11 protein-coding genes and 2 riboswitches are annotated in these 14966 nt (G+C 61.6%); of the genes, 5 read left to right on the top strand and 6 right to left on the bottom strand.

Annotation, left to right across the window (positions count from 1 at the left end; all coding sequences use genetic code 11):
• Positions 1-344 precede the first annotated feature (344 nt).
• Complete coding sequence (locus NJC38_RS07025; protein WP_253113013.1) at positions 345-1415, top strand: ABC transporter substrate-binding protein; 1071 nt, start codon at positions 345-347, stop codon at positions 1413-1415.
• Here the strand turns inward: NJC38_RS07025 and NJC38_RS07020 are convergent.
• Positions 1397-1627 carry a DUF2970 domain-containing protein gene (locus tag NJC38_RS07020; RefSeq protein ID WP_253112516.1) on the bottom strand — a complete coding sequence of 77 codons (231 nt, stop codon included), beginning with the start codon at positions 1625-1627 and terminating at the stop codon, positions 1397-1399. The two genes, NJC38_RS07025 and NJC38_RS07020, sit on opposite strands and share 19 nt — an antisense overlap.
• Before the next feature lie 309 nt (positions 1628-1936).
• Here NJC38_RS07020 and NJC38_RS07015 point away from each other — a divergent pair, with 309 nt between their 5' ends.
• On the top strand, positions 1937-3883 hold the full coding sequence (locus NJC38_RS07015; protein ID WP_253112513.1) for an EAL domain-containing protein: 1947 nt from the start codon (positions 1937-1939) through the stop codon (positions 3881-3883).
• 114 nt (positions 3884-3997) lie between these two features.
• Here NJC38_RS07015 and metH read toward each other — a convergent pair whose 3' ends face one another.
• On the bottom strand, positions 3998-7717 hold the full coding sequence (metH, locus tag NJC38_RS07010) for a methionine synthase (protein WP_253112510.1): 3720 nt from the start codon (positions 7715-7717) through the stop codon (positions 3998-4000).
• Between the two features lie 173 nt (positions 7718-7890).
• Here metH and NJC38_RS07005 point away from each other — a divergent pair, with 173 nt between their 5' ends.
• From NJC38_RS07005 to nfuA, 3 genes are all read left to right on the top strand, one after another.
• On the top strand, positions 7891-10200 hold the full coding sequence (locus tag NJC38_RS07005) for a fatty acid cis/trans isomerase (protein WP_253112507.1): 2310 nt from the start codon (positions 7891-7893) through the stop codon (positions 10198-10200).
• Between the two features lie 188 nt (positions 10201-10388).
• Positions 10389-11408: an acyltransferase gene (locus NJC38_RS07000; RefSeq protein WP_045490948.1), complete on the top strand. Its 1020-nt coding sequence runs from the start codon at positions 10389-10391 to the stop codon at positions 11406-11408.
• 88 nt (positions 11409-11496) lie between these two features.
• Entirely contained in the window at positions 11497-12090 is a 594-nt protein-coding gene (nfuA, locus tag NJC38_RS06995) for a Fe-S biogenesis protein NfuA (RefSeq protein WP_045490950.1), read from the top strand.
• Positions 12091-12239: 149 nt separating this feature from the next.
• Here the strand turns inward: nfuA and cobM are convergent, their stop codons facing one another.
• The 4 genes from cobM to NJC38_RS06975 all read right to left on the bottom strand — a co-directional run bounded on the left by cobM (position 12240) and on the right by NJC38_RS06975 (position 14376).
• Complete coding sequence (gene cobM, locus NJC38_RS06990) at positions 12240-12986, bottom strand: precorrin-4 C(11)-methyltransferase (RefSeq protein ID WP_253112504.1); 747 nt, start codon at positions 12984-12986, stop codon at positions 12240-12242.
• An 80-nt stretch (positions 12987-13066) separates the two neighbouring features.
• Positions 13067-13468 carry a cobalamin biosynthesis protein gene (locus tag NJC38_RS06985; protein WP_231906454.1) on the bottom strand — a complete coding sequence of 134 codons (402 nt, stop codon included), beginning with the start codon at positions 13466-13468 and terminating at the stop codon, positions 13067-13069.
• A gap of 7 nt (positions 13469-13475) precedes the next feature.
• Positions 13476-14177, bottom strand: coding sequence for a CbtA family protein (locus NJC38_RS06980; RefSeq protein ID WP_253112502.1), 702 nt, complete (start codon positions 14175-14177; stop codon positions 13476-13478).
• Between the two features lie 13 nt (positions 14178-14190).
• Entirely contained in the window at positions 14191-14376 is a 186-nt protein-coding gene (locus NJC38_RS06975) for a CbtB domain-containing protein (protein ID WP_045490958.1), read from the bottom strand.
• A 94-nt stretch (positions 14377-14470) separates the two neighbouring features.
• Positions 14471-14683: riboswitch (cobalamin riboswitch) on the bottom strand.
• 56 nt (positions 14684-14739) lie between these two features.
• Positions 14740-14948, top strand: a riboswitch (cobalamin riboswitch).
• Positions 14949-14966 lie beyond the last annotated feature (18 nt).

The following is a 14966-nucleotide window of genomic DNA, read 5'->3' as shown; positions in this document are numbered from 1 at the left end:
AGGACGTCTTAACTGCACCTATCTCTTATTTTTCCATCTGCATTCCTCCACAAGACCGATAAAAGGCGATGCGATGAGCAACCCACACAAAGCTGGAAAATCCGACAGTTCAGTCGATGCCTGGGCGATCTTCTTTCTTATATTGCTGGTAGCGGGGGCGGGAGTCTTCTGGGTCAGTGGTCAGTAGCGCGCCGGCTCTGCTACCGCCGCTCTCAGCTTTTGCCGCGCCCCGCCGATAACCAGGGTTCAACCCCCCGTGGAGCGGACGGCCACCCTTGGTAAAGGATTTATCGGCGGTCAAGGTTTCAACAGCGAGAGCGGGCTGGCTGGCCCGCTCACTGGCGATGCTGTGCGCGCTGGGCTGTGGCTCTGGCTGGGCGGCGTCAGTGGTATTTCTAAGCCCCGGCCCTGCGTCAGATGGCTATTGGAACAGCTACGCGCGAGTCATGCAGGCCGCTGCGGATGCAACCGGTATGGCATTGCGCGTGGAGTTCTCCGACCGCGACACACGCACCCAGGTCGATCTGGCGCGGCAGACCCTCAAAGGCGATCAGCGCCCCGATTATCTGGTGTTTTCCAACGAATTGAACGTGGCACCGGAAATCCTGCGTCTGGCCGAAGGCAGCGGGGTGAAGTTGTTGCTGGTCAACAACACCCTGAGCCTCGATCAGCGGCGGATTCTCGGTGATTTGTCGCAGCGTTACCCGGACCTGCTCGGCAGCCTGCTCGGTAACGACGAGCAAGGCGGGTATCTGACCGCCAAGCGTCTGATCAAACAACTTGGCCCGCTGACGCCAGGGCAGAGCGTCGACATGCTGGCCTTCTCCGGCACCAATGCCACCCCGGTGTCACTGTTGCGTGAAAAAGGCATGCGTCGGGCAGTGGCTGAACACCCTGAGGTGAACCTGCGTCAGGTGGTGCTGGGTGTCTGGCGCCGCGACCGGGCGCTGGAGCAGGCGCGCATGCTGTTCAAGCGCTATCCGGACACCCGGCTGGTGTGGGCCGCGAACGAGCAAATGGCCTATGGCGCCATGGACGCTCTGGCAGAGATCGGCGGCGTCGCCGGCCGAGACGTGTTGTTCAGTGCGATCAACGGCACTCCCGAATCATTGCAGGCGTTGCTCGATGGTCGCCTGTCGGCAGTGGCCAGTGGGCACTTCACCCTGGGAGGCTGGGCGCTGGTGTTGCTCAGTGATTATGATCGCCAGCGGGTGGGCGGGCCAATGCCACTGGGTGAGCGTGAGATCGATGTCCTGCAACTGGTGGAGCCAGGCGAAACCGTGCGCCTGCTGGAGGCGGCCAGAGGCGACAGTTACCGGGTCGACCCGCAGGTGTTTACCAGGCCCGCCACGCCCGGCGATTCGCCATTCGCCTTGCGGCATATGCTGCCTGCCAGTCAGGCCCCGACGAAATAAAGCACCAGCCGCGCAATCAACAACAACCCCAAGACAAACACCAGCGTGAAGCCGGCACCGAGCACGATAAAGTGCCAGGGCTTGTCGTGGGCGAAGTCGCGCTCGCGGTTGCGGTTGCTTTGCACGCCGAAGGCCGCGGCCAGAACGCTTTGCAGCATCTGCCAGAAGCCGGGCGGGTCGGGTTTTTCAGGTGGCGGAGTCTGGAGGTGCATAGAGAGGTACATGGGATTGCCCTGCGCAGGCATGTGTCAGGCAGGGTAGTCGCGCAGAGGAGGTATTGCTGGGGCAGGCGACGTACAACCGCTGCCGGATGCCCGACGGTAACAAACCGTACCACTTCGATACCTGCGATGCGGGCAGGAAGGGAACGAAATCAAAGTGCCACTAGTCTTAAGGGTTGCAGAAACCACAGGATCGGCCGATACGATCCCATGAGGGCAGAATTCAGTCCTGCTCGATCCAGGCTGGAAAGGATCATCCGCTCGGTTATTTATCTGGCTGTATTTTCAGAGCGTCGCCTGATGAAAAAAACACTGCTGGGCGTGCGAGCGTTGATGTCCGTACCCAAGGACAACCCTGGTCTGGTCAAGGCGCAGTACATCGCGCTGTCTCGCCAGTTGCCCATGATGTATTTCATCCTGCTGATCAACACCCTGATGCTGGCCGGCACTCACTTTGCGGTCGCGCCGCGCTGGTTGGTGGTGTATTGCCCGTTGATCATGACCTTGTTCGGCGTGGTTCGTGCGGCGCAATGGATATGCACGCGCAAGCGCACCTGCAGCCCGGCGCAGATGCTGACGGCGCTCAAGCGCACCAATATGCTCGCGCCGTTTGTCGCCGTGGCGTTTACCGCCTGGTCGCTGGCGCTGTTTCCCTATGGCGACAGCTATACCCAGGCGCATGTCGCCTTTTATATGGCGATCACCGTCATCGGCTGCATTTTTTGCATGATGCACCTGCTGCCAGCCGCGCTGGCCACCACGGCAGTGGTCAACACAGCGTTCGTGGTGTTCTTCGCGTCCACCAATATCATTACCTTCATTGCCACTGCGATTGACGTCCTGCTGGTGTCGATCGCCATGCTGGTCATTCTCAAGGCGCAGTACACCGACTTCACCCGGCTGGTGAACATGCAGGCGCATACGGCAAAACTCAGCGAGGAAAACCTTCACTTGGCCAATCAGGACAGCCTGACCGGGCTGGCCAATCGGCGGCAGTTCTTTTCCCGCCTTGATACGCTGCTGTCCCGTGCCCGCGAGCAGGAGATTCGTCTGGCCGTGGGGCTGATCGACCTGGATGGCTTCAAGCCGGTCAATGATCTGTATGGCCATAGCATCGGTGACAAGCTGCTCTATCAGGTTGGCCAGCGCCTGACCGGGCTGCTTGATGAAGAGGTGCACCTGGCCCGGCTGGGCGGTGACGAGTTCGGTCTGATCTTCACTCAGGCCATGAGCGACGAGCAGTTGCTTGGGGTTGGCGAAACCATTTGCGCCAGCATGCGCGAGCCGTTTCTGCTGGTCGACATTCCGATTCAGATCAGTGCTTCACTGGGCATTGCGACGTTCCCGGATCACGCAACCTGCGCCACGCAAGTGTATGAGTACGCCGACTACGCCCTGTATCAGAGCAAGCGCCACCGCCCCGGCACGGTCTGCCTGTTCAGCGCAGCCCATCGCCAGCAGCTCAATCGCGAAGGGCTGACCGAACAGGCCCTGCGCAGGGCCGATCTGGAGGGTGAGTTTTACGTGGTGTTCCAGCCCATCGTGGACATTCGCCGTGAGCAAACCGTCGCGTTCGAGGCCCTGGCACGCTGGGAAAGCCCGGAGTTGGGTAACGTGCCGCCCGGTGATTTCATCCCGATTGCCGAGCGCGTCGGCATGGTCAATCGCCTCACGCTGCCGTTGCTCAGCAAGGCGCTGGAGGCGGCCGCGAGCTGGCCTGCGGGCATGCGCCTGTCATTTAACCTGTCCGCCCACGACTGTGGTTCCGAGGACGCCGCCCAGCAGATCGTCGAGCTGATCAGCAACAGCGGCTTCGACCCGGCCTGTCTCGATCTGGAAATCACCGAAACCGCGGTCATCCAGGACCTGGCGCAGACCCAGCGAGCGATCAGCCGGTTTCGTGAACTGGGTTGCGGTATTTCCCTCGACGACTTCGGCACCGGTTATTCCAGCCTGAGCCAGATCCACGCGTTGTCGCTGACCAAACTGAAGGTGGACCGCACCTTCGTCACCAACATCCACCTCGACCCGGCCAGCTTCAAGATCGTCAAGTCGCTGATTGCCCTGTGCCAGGACATGCAGCTCGAATGCATCGTCGAAGGCGTGGAAACCGCCGCAGAACTCGATGCCCTGAAAAACCTCGGTTGTGCCTGGGCCCAAGGCTACCTGTTCTCCAGACCCATGCGCGCCAGCGACATCGGCGCCTGGCTTGACGGCGAGCAACTGGCCACGGTCCAGGCGGTTTGATCCGCCGCCCCGGCGCCACGCTGTCGTGCAACAAACCCGCAACCCCCGTAGGACCGGCTTTAGCCGGGAAGCCTTCGCGGCTAAAGCGGATCGCCGCCCGGCCGCTCCTATGGGTTATTCGTCATAGCCAAGGTTCGGTGCCAGCCAGCGCTCGGTGACTTCCAGCGATTGCTGCTTGCGGGCGGTGTAGCTTTCGACCTGATCCTTGTCGACCTTGCCCACGGCAAAATATTGCGCATCCGGATGGGCGAAGTACCAGCCGCTGACCGCCGCGGCCGGGAACATGGCGTAGTGTTCGGTGAGGAACACCCCGCTTTTGCCAGCCGTGTGGATCGGCGTGCCGGCCGGCAACGGGTCGAGCAGGTTGAACAGGCTGCTCTTCTCGGTGTGGTCCGGGCAGGCCGGGTAGCCGGGGGCAGGGCGGATACCGCGGTACTGCTCGCGGATCAGCGCCTCGTTATCGAGTTGCTCGTCGGCGGCATAGCCCCAGTACTCTTTACGCACCCGCTCGTGCAGCCACTCGGCGCAGGCCTCGGCCAGTCGGTCGGCCAGGGCCTTGACCATGATCGCGTTGTAGTCGTCGCCATTGTCCTGATAGGCCTTGGCCACTTCTTCGGCACCGATGCCGGCGGTGGTGATGAACCCGCCCATGTAATCGGTCACGCCGCTGCTTTTCGGTGCCACGTAGTCAGCCAGCGAGAGGTTCGGTTTGTCATCGGGCTTGATGGTTTGCTGGCGCAGGTGATGCAGGGTCGCCAGAGTCCGGCCATCGTCAGCGTAGACTTCCAGGTCGTCATCGTTGATCTGGTTGGCCGGCCAGAAGCCGAACACCGCGCGCGCGCTGATCAGCTGTTCGTCGATCAGTTTACGCAGCAGTTGCTGCGCATCGTCGAACAGAACGGTGGCCGCTTCGCCGACCACTTCGTCGGTGAGGATGCGCGGGAACTTGCCGGCCAGGTCCCAGGAAATGAAGAACGGCGTCCAGTCGATGTACTCGGCCAGCACATTGAGGTCGATGTTTTCCAGCACCCGGGTGCCGGTGAACGTCGGCACTGCCGGGGTGTAGCCGGCCCAGTCAAACTTCGGCTTCTTGGCCACGGCGGCGGCGTAGGGCAGGCGCTCGGTGCGGCTGCTGCGCGCTGCGGTGCGCTCACGCACCTGGACATATTCTTCGCGGGTTTTCTCGACAAAGCCAGGCTTCAGCTCTTTGGACAGCAACTGGGTGGCAACGCCGACGGCGCGTGAGGCGTCGGTGACGTAGATCACCGCGTCGTTACTGTAGCGCGGCTCGATCTTCACCGCGGTGTGCGCCTTGGAGGTGGTGGCGCCGCCGATCAGCAGCGGCAGGTGGAAGTCCTGGCGTTGCATTTCACGGGCGACGTGGACCATCTCGTCCAGCGACGGGGTGATCAGCCCGGACAGGCCGATGATGTCGCACTTCTGCTCTTTGGCGACCTGCAGGATCTTCTCGGCCGGCACCATCACCCCAAGGTCGACGATGTCATAGCCGTTACAGCCCAGCACCACGCCGACAATATTCTTGCCGATGTCATGCACGTCACCCTTGACCGTGGCCATCAGGATTTTGCCCTTGGCTTCGGGCTTGTCGCCTTTCTCGGCTTCGATAAATGGAATCAGGTGGGCCACGGCCTGTTTCATTACCCGGGCGGATTTCACCACTTGGGGCAGGAACATCTTGCCTGAGCCGAACAGGTCACCGACGGTGTTCATGCCGGCCATCAACGGGCCTTCGATCACCTCGATCGGCCGATTGAACGACAGCCGCGACTCTTCGGTGTCTTCCACGATAAACGCGGTGATGCCTTTGACCAGGGCGTGCTCCAGGCGCTGGTTGACCGGCCAGCCGCGCCACTCTTCGGTTTCAGCTTCTTTGGTGCTGCCGTCGCCACGGTAGTCATCGGCGATGGCCAGTAGCGCGTCGGTGCCTTCCGGGGTGCGGTTGAGCACCACGTCTTCGACCTTCTCACGCAACGCCGCCGGGATCTCGTCATAGATCTCCAGCTGGCCGGCATTGACGATGCCCATGGTCAGGCCGTTCTGGATGGCGTGATACAAAAACACCGAGTGGATGGCTTCGCGCACCGGGTTATTGCCGCGGAACGAGAACGACACGTTGGAGACCCCGCCACTCGACAGGGCGAATGGCAGATGGTCGCGGATGTAGGCGCAGGCTTCGATGAAGTCAACGGCGTAGTTGTTGTGTTCTTCGATGCCGGTGGCCACGGCAAAGATGTTCGGGTCGAAAATGATGTCTTCCGGCGGGAAGCCCACTTCATTGACCAGAATGTCGTAGCTGCGCTGGCAGATCTCGCGCTTGCGTGCGGCGGTATCGGCCTGGCCGACTTCGTCGAAGGCCATCACCACCACGGCAGCGCCGTAGCGCTTGCACAGCCGGGCGTGATGCTTGAATGCCTCGACGCCTTCTTTCATCGAAATCGAGTTGACGATGCCCTTGCCCTGGATGCATTTGAGGCCGGCCTCGATGACTTCCCATTTCGAGGAGTCGATCATGATCGGCACTCGCGAGATATCCGGCTCACCAGCGATCAGGTTGAGGAACCGGACCATGGCCGCCTGGGAGTCGAGCATCCCTTCGTCCATGTTGATGTCGATCACCTGGGCACCGGCTTCGACCTGTTGCAGGGCCACTTCCAGTGCTTCGGTGTAGTTCTCTTCACGGATCAGCCGGGCGAACTTGGCCGAGCCGGTGATGTTGGTCCGCTCACCGACGTTGACGAACAACGACTGGCGATCGATGGTGAACGGCTCAAGGCCCGAAAGGCGACAGGCTTTGGGAATCTCGGGGATCGCGCGCGGCGGATGCTTGGCCACGGCCTCGGCGATCGCCTTGATGTGCGCAGGCGTGCTGCCACAGCAACCGCCGATGATGTTCAAAAAGCCGCTGGCGGCGAACTCTTCGACCACTTCGGCCATCTGTGCCGGGGTTTCGTCGTATTCACCGAAGGCGTTTGGCAAGCCGGCGTTAGGGTGCGCCGAGACGTGGGTGTCGGCTTTGTTCGACAGCTCTTCGAGGTACGGACGCAGGTCCTTGGCGCCCAGCGCGCAGTTCAGGCCGACACTGATCGGGTTGGCATGGCGCACCGAGTTCCAGAATGCTTCAGTGGTCTGGCCTGACAGGGTGCGGCCCGAGGCGTCGGTGATGGTGCCGGAAATCATGATCGGCAGTTCAACGCCGTCTTCTTCGAACACCTGCTGCACGGCGAAGATCGCCGCCTTGGCGTTGAGGGTGTCGAAGATGGTCTCGATCAGGATCAGGTCGGCGCCGCCTTCGATCAGGCCACGGGTGGCCTCGGTGTAGTTCTCGACCAGTTCGTCGAAGGTGACGTTGCGATAGCCGGGGTCGTTGACGTCCGGCGAAATCGAGCAGGTGCGGCTGGTCGGGCCGAGGACGCCGGCGACGAAGCGCGGGCGGTCCGGGGTTTCGAGGGTTTTTGCATCGGCCACCTGGCGGGCAATGCGTGCGCCTTCTACGTTGATCTCGTAGACCAGCGCTTCCATGCCGTAGTCGGCCTGGGACACTTTGGTGGCGTTAAAGGTGTTGGTTTCAAGGATGTCGGCACCGGCATCCAGATAAGCCTTCTCGATGGCACCAATCACGTCCGGGCGGGTCAGAAGCAGCAGGTCGTTGTTACCTTTGACGTCGCTGGGCCAGTCGGCAAAGCGCGCGCCGCGATAATCCTGCTCTTCGAGCCGGTAGCTCTGGATCATGGTGCCCATGCCGCCATCGAGGATCAGGATCCTCTGTTGCAGAGCATTCAGGAGAGCTTGATGGCGGGCGCTGCGATCAGACATTGAGGGCTACCTAGCAAAGGCCACAGATGAAAAGGCCGTATAAAGAAAGGCCGAAATAATACCAAAGCACGACCGTTTTAGCGTTGCCCGGGCATTTACATGAAAATTGCTCATCTTGGCGACCTTTAACCGTTATAGACTGATGGCCATTGGCCTTGGGGAATCAACCGGATATGCCGTACCGTCTGCTGGCAGGACTTGCCTTGTTGCTGTCGTGCTGCACGCTCCAGGCGCGTGATTTGCCTGCACCTGCTGCTTCACCTGTTTCCTACACCCGTGATATCCAGCCGATCCTCACCGACAAGTGTGTGGCCTGCCACGCCTGCAACGACGCGCCGTGCCAGCTCAATCTGGGCAGTGGCGAAGGCGTGTTGCGCGGGGCCAATAAAGTGCCGGTGTATCAGGGCGAGCGCTCTCGGGCGGTTGACCCGACCCGGCTGTTTTACGATGCCAATGGCACGGCGGCCTGGCAGCGCAAGGGCTTTTATTCGGTGCTTGAGCCACACGGCGGGCAAGCGGCGTTGATGACCCGGATGCTGGAGTTGGGCCAACAGAAGCCGTTGCCGCCCAACAGCAAGATTCCGGATGACATCGTGCTGGGCCTGAACCGCGAAAACCTTTGCCCGTCGCCGGAGGAATTCAACGGCTACGCTGGCGCGCACCCGACCCAGGGCATGCCGCTGGCGGTGACCGGCCTGACCGCCACCGAGCACCAGACCCTGCAACGCTGGCTGGCGGCCGGCGCGCCGGTAGACCAGCAGCCGCTGCAGGCCAATGCTGTGGAAGCGGCGCAGATCAAAGAGTGGGAAGCGCTGCTCAACCGCCCCGGTGCCAGCCAGGCGCTGGTCGGCCGCTGGCTGTATGAGCATCTGTTTCTGGCGCACATTTACTTCGACAATGGCGACCCCGGACATTTCTTTCAGTGGGTGCGCTCGCGCACCCCAAGCGGCAAACCGGTGGACATCATCGCCACCCGGCGGCCCAACGACGATCCTGGTCGCACCGAGTTCTACTACCGTCTGGTGCCGGTGCAGGGTGTGATTGTCCACAAGACCCACATCACCTACGCGCTGAGTGCGCAGAAGCTCAAGCGTGTGCAGGAACTGTTCTATAACAACGACTGGCACGCCAGCGCTGTGCCGGGTTACGGACCAGGGCATCGGGCCAATCCGTTTCTGACCTTCGAGGCAATTCCGGCCAGGGCGCGTTATCAGTTCATGCTCGATAACGCCCAATACTTTGTGAACAGCTTCATTCGCGGGCCAGTATGCCGGGGGCAGATCGCCACCGATGTGATCCGCGACCACTTCTGGGTGCTGTTCCAGGAGCCGGCCAGCGACCTGTACGTCGACGATGCCCGTTATCAGGGGCAAGCTACACCGCTGCTGGCCATGCCGGGGCAGAACGATGACGTCGGCAGTGTTCTGAGTCTGTGGCTGTCCTACAAGGATCGGCGTAACGACTATGAAAACCTGCGGCGCGATCACTACGCTGATGCGCCGTCGGCCGATTGGTCGACGCTGTGGAAGGGCAACGACAATGCCTTGTTGACGGTGTTTCGCCACTTCGACAGTGCCACGGTAAGCAAGGGCCTGATTGGCGATGTGCCCAAGTCCACCTGGCTGTTCGACTATCCGCTGCTGGAGCGCACCTATTACCAGTTGGTGGTCAACTTCGATGTGTACGGCAATATCGCCCATCAGGCCCAGACCCGGCTGTATTTCGATCTGATCCGCAACGGCGCGGAAATCAACTTCCTGCGCCTGATGCCGGCCAGCCGGCGTGAAGCGTTGCTCAGCGACCTGTATCAGGATTCGGGCAAGATCAAGATGTGGCTCGATTACCAGCGCATCGATGACGACACGCCGAGCCGTCTGCAACTCGATGAAAAGCACACGGTGCGCGACTTTGCCCGGCAATTGATCCAGCGCATGGGGCCGCTGAATGCGGCTGCGGACCCGATCAACCGTTGCCCGGCTTCCGGTGCCTGTGTGCGTGCCGGGCTGGCACCGCAACTGGCCCATGCCGAGCAGGTGCTGAGCCGGCTGGCGGCAAAACCTGCGGGGCAACTGAAGGTCATCGAGTGGATGCCCGAGGCCACCATGCTGCGGGTGGCCGACAGCAGCGGCCAGCGCGAGGTGTACAGCGTACTGCGTAACCGCGCCCACAGTAATGTGGCGTTCCTGCTGGGGGAATCGTATCGCTATCAACCCAGGCTCGACACCCTGACGGTCTACCCCGGGGTACTGAGCAGCTACCCGAACTTCATGTTCAACGTGCCGGCCGGCGAGGTTGAGGCCTTTGTCGAGGCGATGCGCCAGGTCAGCGATCAGCCAGGCTTCGAGAGGCTGGTCGAGCGTTGGGGTGTCAGGCGTACCCACCCGCAGTTCTGGAGCTTGTTCCATGACCTGAGCCGCTACATTCAGGAGCATGACCCGCGAGAGTTCGGGGTGCTGGATATGAATCGTTACGAGAACCTCTGAGGTCCGGTTCTGATCGCTGGTTTTCAGCTGCAGGCCACGCCAGACATGGCCTGCAGCCATTATCGATTGACCGGCGGTACGGGTTTTTCAAGACCTTTTGTGATTTGCGGCTGTCAGTAAACCTGCGTGTCCCGCCAACCCGGTGCGGACGATTCAGTGAGAGCACAGCGCACACACGAGGTTCAGGAATGCTGATTTCGGTTCAGGCCCTGCGGGCAGTCGCGGCATGGGTAGTGGTATGTCATCACTTCATGCAGATCTTTTTTGATTTCAAGGCCAGCGGGCCGATCGGCGAGTTTTTCGTCGCCAAGGGCGCCGTAGGCGTCGATATCTTTTTTGTCATCAGCGGCTTGGTCATCTACCTGTCGACCCACGAGCGGGACATGCCTGCCTCGCGCTTCATTGCCTTGCGCCTGTTACGTATCGTGCCGGCCTATTGGTTGTACACCCTGGCCATGGGCCTGTTATTGCTGTTCGCTGCGCCGTGGCTGCCGCATCAGGTGATCGGCTGGCAGAACTTTCTGCTGTCGCTGTTTTTCATTCCTTCGGAAAACCCCGGCGGCTACGGCCTGTATCCGACCCTCAATGTCGGCTGGACGCTGAATTACGAGATGCTGTTCTACCTGTTGTTCTCGATGGTGTTCCTGTTCGAGCGTCGCCATCGGCCACTGATCATTGCCAGTGCGTTGTTCGTGGTGACCGAGGTGCTGGCGCGCAGCGGCCTGATCAGCCGCTTCTACGGCAATGACATCGTTTATGAATTTCTGCTGGGTATCGGTATCGGCATGGCCTATCAGCGTGGCTGGATTCGCCAGGCGGTGTGGTTGCCGCTGGCCGGTGTGGCGCTGGGGCTGCTGCTGATTCAGAACCTCGACAACAGCCAGCGCCTGCTGCACTGGGGGCTGCCAAGCGCCTTGATCGTACTGTGCTGCGTATCGCTCGAACCGCTGTTTCGTGGCAGCAAGCTGCTCAAGAGCCTGGGTGACTGTTCCTATTCGGTCTACTTGCTGCACGTATTGGTGCTGTATGGCGGGCTGCTGTTGGCGCAGCGTTACAGCCTCAACCCGTACGTGGTGTTTGCCTGCTGCGTGCCGGTGATTGCGGTGGGCGCCTGGCTGAGCTACGAGTGGGTCGAGAAGGGCCTGTATCAGCGCATGCGCGCCAGGCTGGACGCACGGCGCAGCGGGCGCGAGGCGCAGGCGGTTTGATGAATCGGTGCTTTCCTGACAACAGCACTAGGTTTTGTGCGCCGCCCTCGATTGGCGTAAACTCCCGGCAAGTCTGCGAGGAATGTTCATGACCGCCATAACCATAACTGATGCTGCCCACGACTACCTGGCTGATCTGCTGGAAAAGCAGAATACCCCCGGTATAGGCATCCGTGTTTTCATCACCCAGCCCGGCACTCAATATGCCGAGACCTGCATCGCCTACTGCAAGCCCGGCGAAGAGAAGCCAGAAGACAAGGCCCTGGGCCTCAAGCGCTTCACCGCCTGGATTGACGGCTTCAGCGAAGCCTTTCTGGACGACGCGGTGGTCGATTACGCCACTGATCGCATGGGCGGCCAGCTGACCATCAAGGCGCCCAACGCCAAGGTGCCGATGGTCAATGCCGACAGCCCGATCAACGAGCGCATCAACTACTACCTGCAAACCGAGATCAATCCAGGGCTCGCCAGCCACGGCGGCCAGGTCAGCCTGATCGACGTGGTGGAAGAGGGCGAGCAGAACATTGCCGTGCTGCAATTCGGCGGTGGCTGCCAGGGCTGTGGCCAGGCGGACGTAACCCTCAAGGAAGGTATCGAGCGCACCTTGCTCGAGCGCATTCCCGAGCTGCACGGGGTGCGTGACGTGACCGACCACACCCAGAAAGAAAACGCCTACTACTGATTGTTGTCTGGTGTTTCCCATGCTCGTAGGAGCGGCTTCAGCCGCGAAGCATTAAGCATGTTTTCGCTGCTAAAGCAGCTCCTACGTTAGGTACTGCATGCCCTCTGTGGTGCTTAACAGAACAGTGTTGACGTTAGCCTTCCGAGCCCTCAAGGCCGGTACAGATGCGCATGCCCGGCCCGATACAGCGCCGACTCGGCAAAGCTGTCTGCCGCCAGCACCCGCCCTACAACGATCAATGCCGTGCGCCGAAAGCCTTTGGCCTGCACCTTTGCCTCGATATCGGCCAGCGTGCCGCGCACCCAGTCCTGGTCCGGCCAGCTGGCGCGGTGCACCACTGCAATCGGGCAGTCGACGCCATAATGCGGTAGCAGCTCTTCAACAATCCGCCCGATATTCTTGATCCCCAGGTGAATCGCCATGGTTGTGCCGTGGCGTGCCAGGTCGGCCAGCGCTTCGCCGACCGGCATCGGTGAGGTGTCGGCGTAGCGGGTCAGGATCACGCTTTGGGCAATGTCCGGCAGCGTCAGCTCGGTTTCCAGCAACGCCGCACAGGCGGCGGTGGCGGTGACGCCGGGGATGATTTCGAATGGAATCTGCAGTTCACGCAGGCAGCGAATCTGCTCGCCGATCGCGCCATACAGGCTCGGGTCGCCGGAATGCACGCGGGCCACATCCTGGCCCTGTGCATGAGCAGATTTCATCAAGGCAATGATCTGTTCGAGGTGTAATTCGGCGCTATTGACCACCTGGCTGGCGCCATGGCCCTCCAGGACCGCCACCGGCACCAGCGAGCCGGCATAAATAATGACCGGGCAGCTACGAATCAAACGCTGGCCTTTGACGGTAATCAGCTCCGGATCGCCGGGGCCGGCGCCGATGAAATAGACAGTCAATCGTTACTCCAGAACAAGACGGCGAGTGCTTTGTGGGAGCGAGCTCTGCTCGCGAAAGGGCCCTCACAGGCTATAGAAATTCAAGGGTGCTGGTCAAAGGCGCTAATCGCCAAGGCAAATGTCGCCTGGCGAGTCTTGCGGTACTCGATCAACAGCCGCGCAGGGGCATTGCCTAGCTGGCTGGCAAGGGCCAGCGCCGCGCTTTCAGCCACCCCATAACAGCCGGTATGGGTCAAAGTCAGCGCCGAGCGATGAGTCAACTGCGGCTCGAACGCCTGCAATTGCGCAGCGCTGAAAAATACCAGAGGCAACTGCAACTGCCCGGCCAATTGCAATAAGCCTGGGGTCTGGCGGCGTTTGTCGATTGAAGCCAGGCCGCTGACGGCGTCCAGGGTCAGGCCGTGTTGCGCCAGGCTGGCTTCAATCAACGCCAGCAGCGCCTCGGCCGGGCAGTCCTGATGACAGCCCAGCCCGATCGCCATGCAGCTGTCAGGACTGGCGGCCATGGCTGCGGCGGAACAGCCAGGCACTGACGGTGCCCAGGGCAACCCAGAACACTACGTTGGTCACCAGCGAGGCGATGATGAACTGCGATTCCAGCGCCTCGGGTGCCAGGCTCGAATGCTCGACCGGCTGCGGCGCACCGAACAGATGCGGGGCGATCAGCCAGGCAGCGCCCAGCAGTTTCAGCCATAGGCTTTGGCCAAACACCATCAGTGCCAGACCCGCGGCCGTGGCGGCAGCGGTGGAGATCCACCAGGTCTGGCGCTGGCCCAGTTCGGCCGCCGCGGTGCCCGGCAATTCAGGCGGCAGGCCGAGGGTCGGGGCCAGGACGAACACGGCAAAGCCGGCCAGTCCCCAGAACGCGCCCTGCGCCGTGCTGTTCGGCGCGCGCAGGGTATACAGGCCTGCCAGCATCAGGGCAAACCCGACCGCCACCACCAGATTACCGCCGGTGGTCGACAGCAGCCGCTGCCAGCCGTCTTCAGGCTCCCAGGCTTCGGCGTCGTGTTCGTGGCTATGGGCCGCCCCTGGTTCGCCCGCATGGCTGTGCTCTTGGGCGGCTGGGGCTTGCTCGAAGGTTTCTGCCTCAAGAATCAGCGGCGTGACCCACAGGCTTTGCACCAGGGTCAGCAGCAGGGCGGCGAGCAGGCCGCTGAAACCTGCGGTGTGCAGGATGCGCTTGAACATGACGGGCTCTCGATCAATGGCACGGGAAGGCGGCGCTGTGGCGCGTATCGTGGGCGGCGTTGTGCACCGCATCGATATGCGAGAAACCGGCGAAATACACCAGGCTGCAACCGATGACGACAGCGCCGATGGCGGCCGTCAGGCGCTGGCTGAGAGTGGCGGGGGTGGTGACCGACTGGCTGCTGCTGATGCTCGACATGACACTGGCCTCTTGTTGTGAAACGGGCAGGCATGCGCACCAACCCCACCATGAAAATGGCAGGCATCGACGGCGCCCGCCCACCGCGGGGTTGTCCAATAAAGTGATTGCGGGCCGGTCTCCGGGCTTGCGAGGGACACACAGGGTGTCTGACAAAGATCGCCTTCCCGCGCGTATGCACAGTGGATAGACCTTTCGCTCGCTTACCGTTGCGGGGGCAGCACCGGACTTTGTCTGGTCAATGGACCTGAGCAGCACCGGTTTCCCGTTTCACCCCGTGAGGGGCACCCGTAACAAGGTGTGTAGCAGAGCATGGGCGGTCAGTAACGTCAATCTCGGCGTTGACCTGCCGGTGCCCACTGCGTAGCCTTGCGGCCTTGAGGTTCCTTGCGCGAGTGAGGCTAAGACGGGAATGCGGTCCCAGATCTGGAAAGTCCGCAGCTGCCCCCGCAACTGTAAGCGGTCATGTTCGCTGCCGTGCCACTGCTCAACGAGCGGGAAGGCGCAGTGAATGCCTTGAAGTTCAAGGCTCCCCGCAAGCCAGGAGACCTGCCTCTAAGCATTCTCACTACAACCGGGCGGGGTGATCC

This window comes from Pseudomonas sp. 21LCFQ010 (assembly GCF_024129905.1).
Lineage (GTDB): Bacteria > Pseudomonadota > Gammaproteobacteria > Pseudomonadales > Pseudomonadaceae > Aquipseudomonas.
Note: the sequence above shows the minus strand (reverse complement) of the source record. Positions and strands in the feature narration are given on the sequence as shown.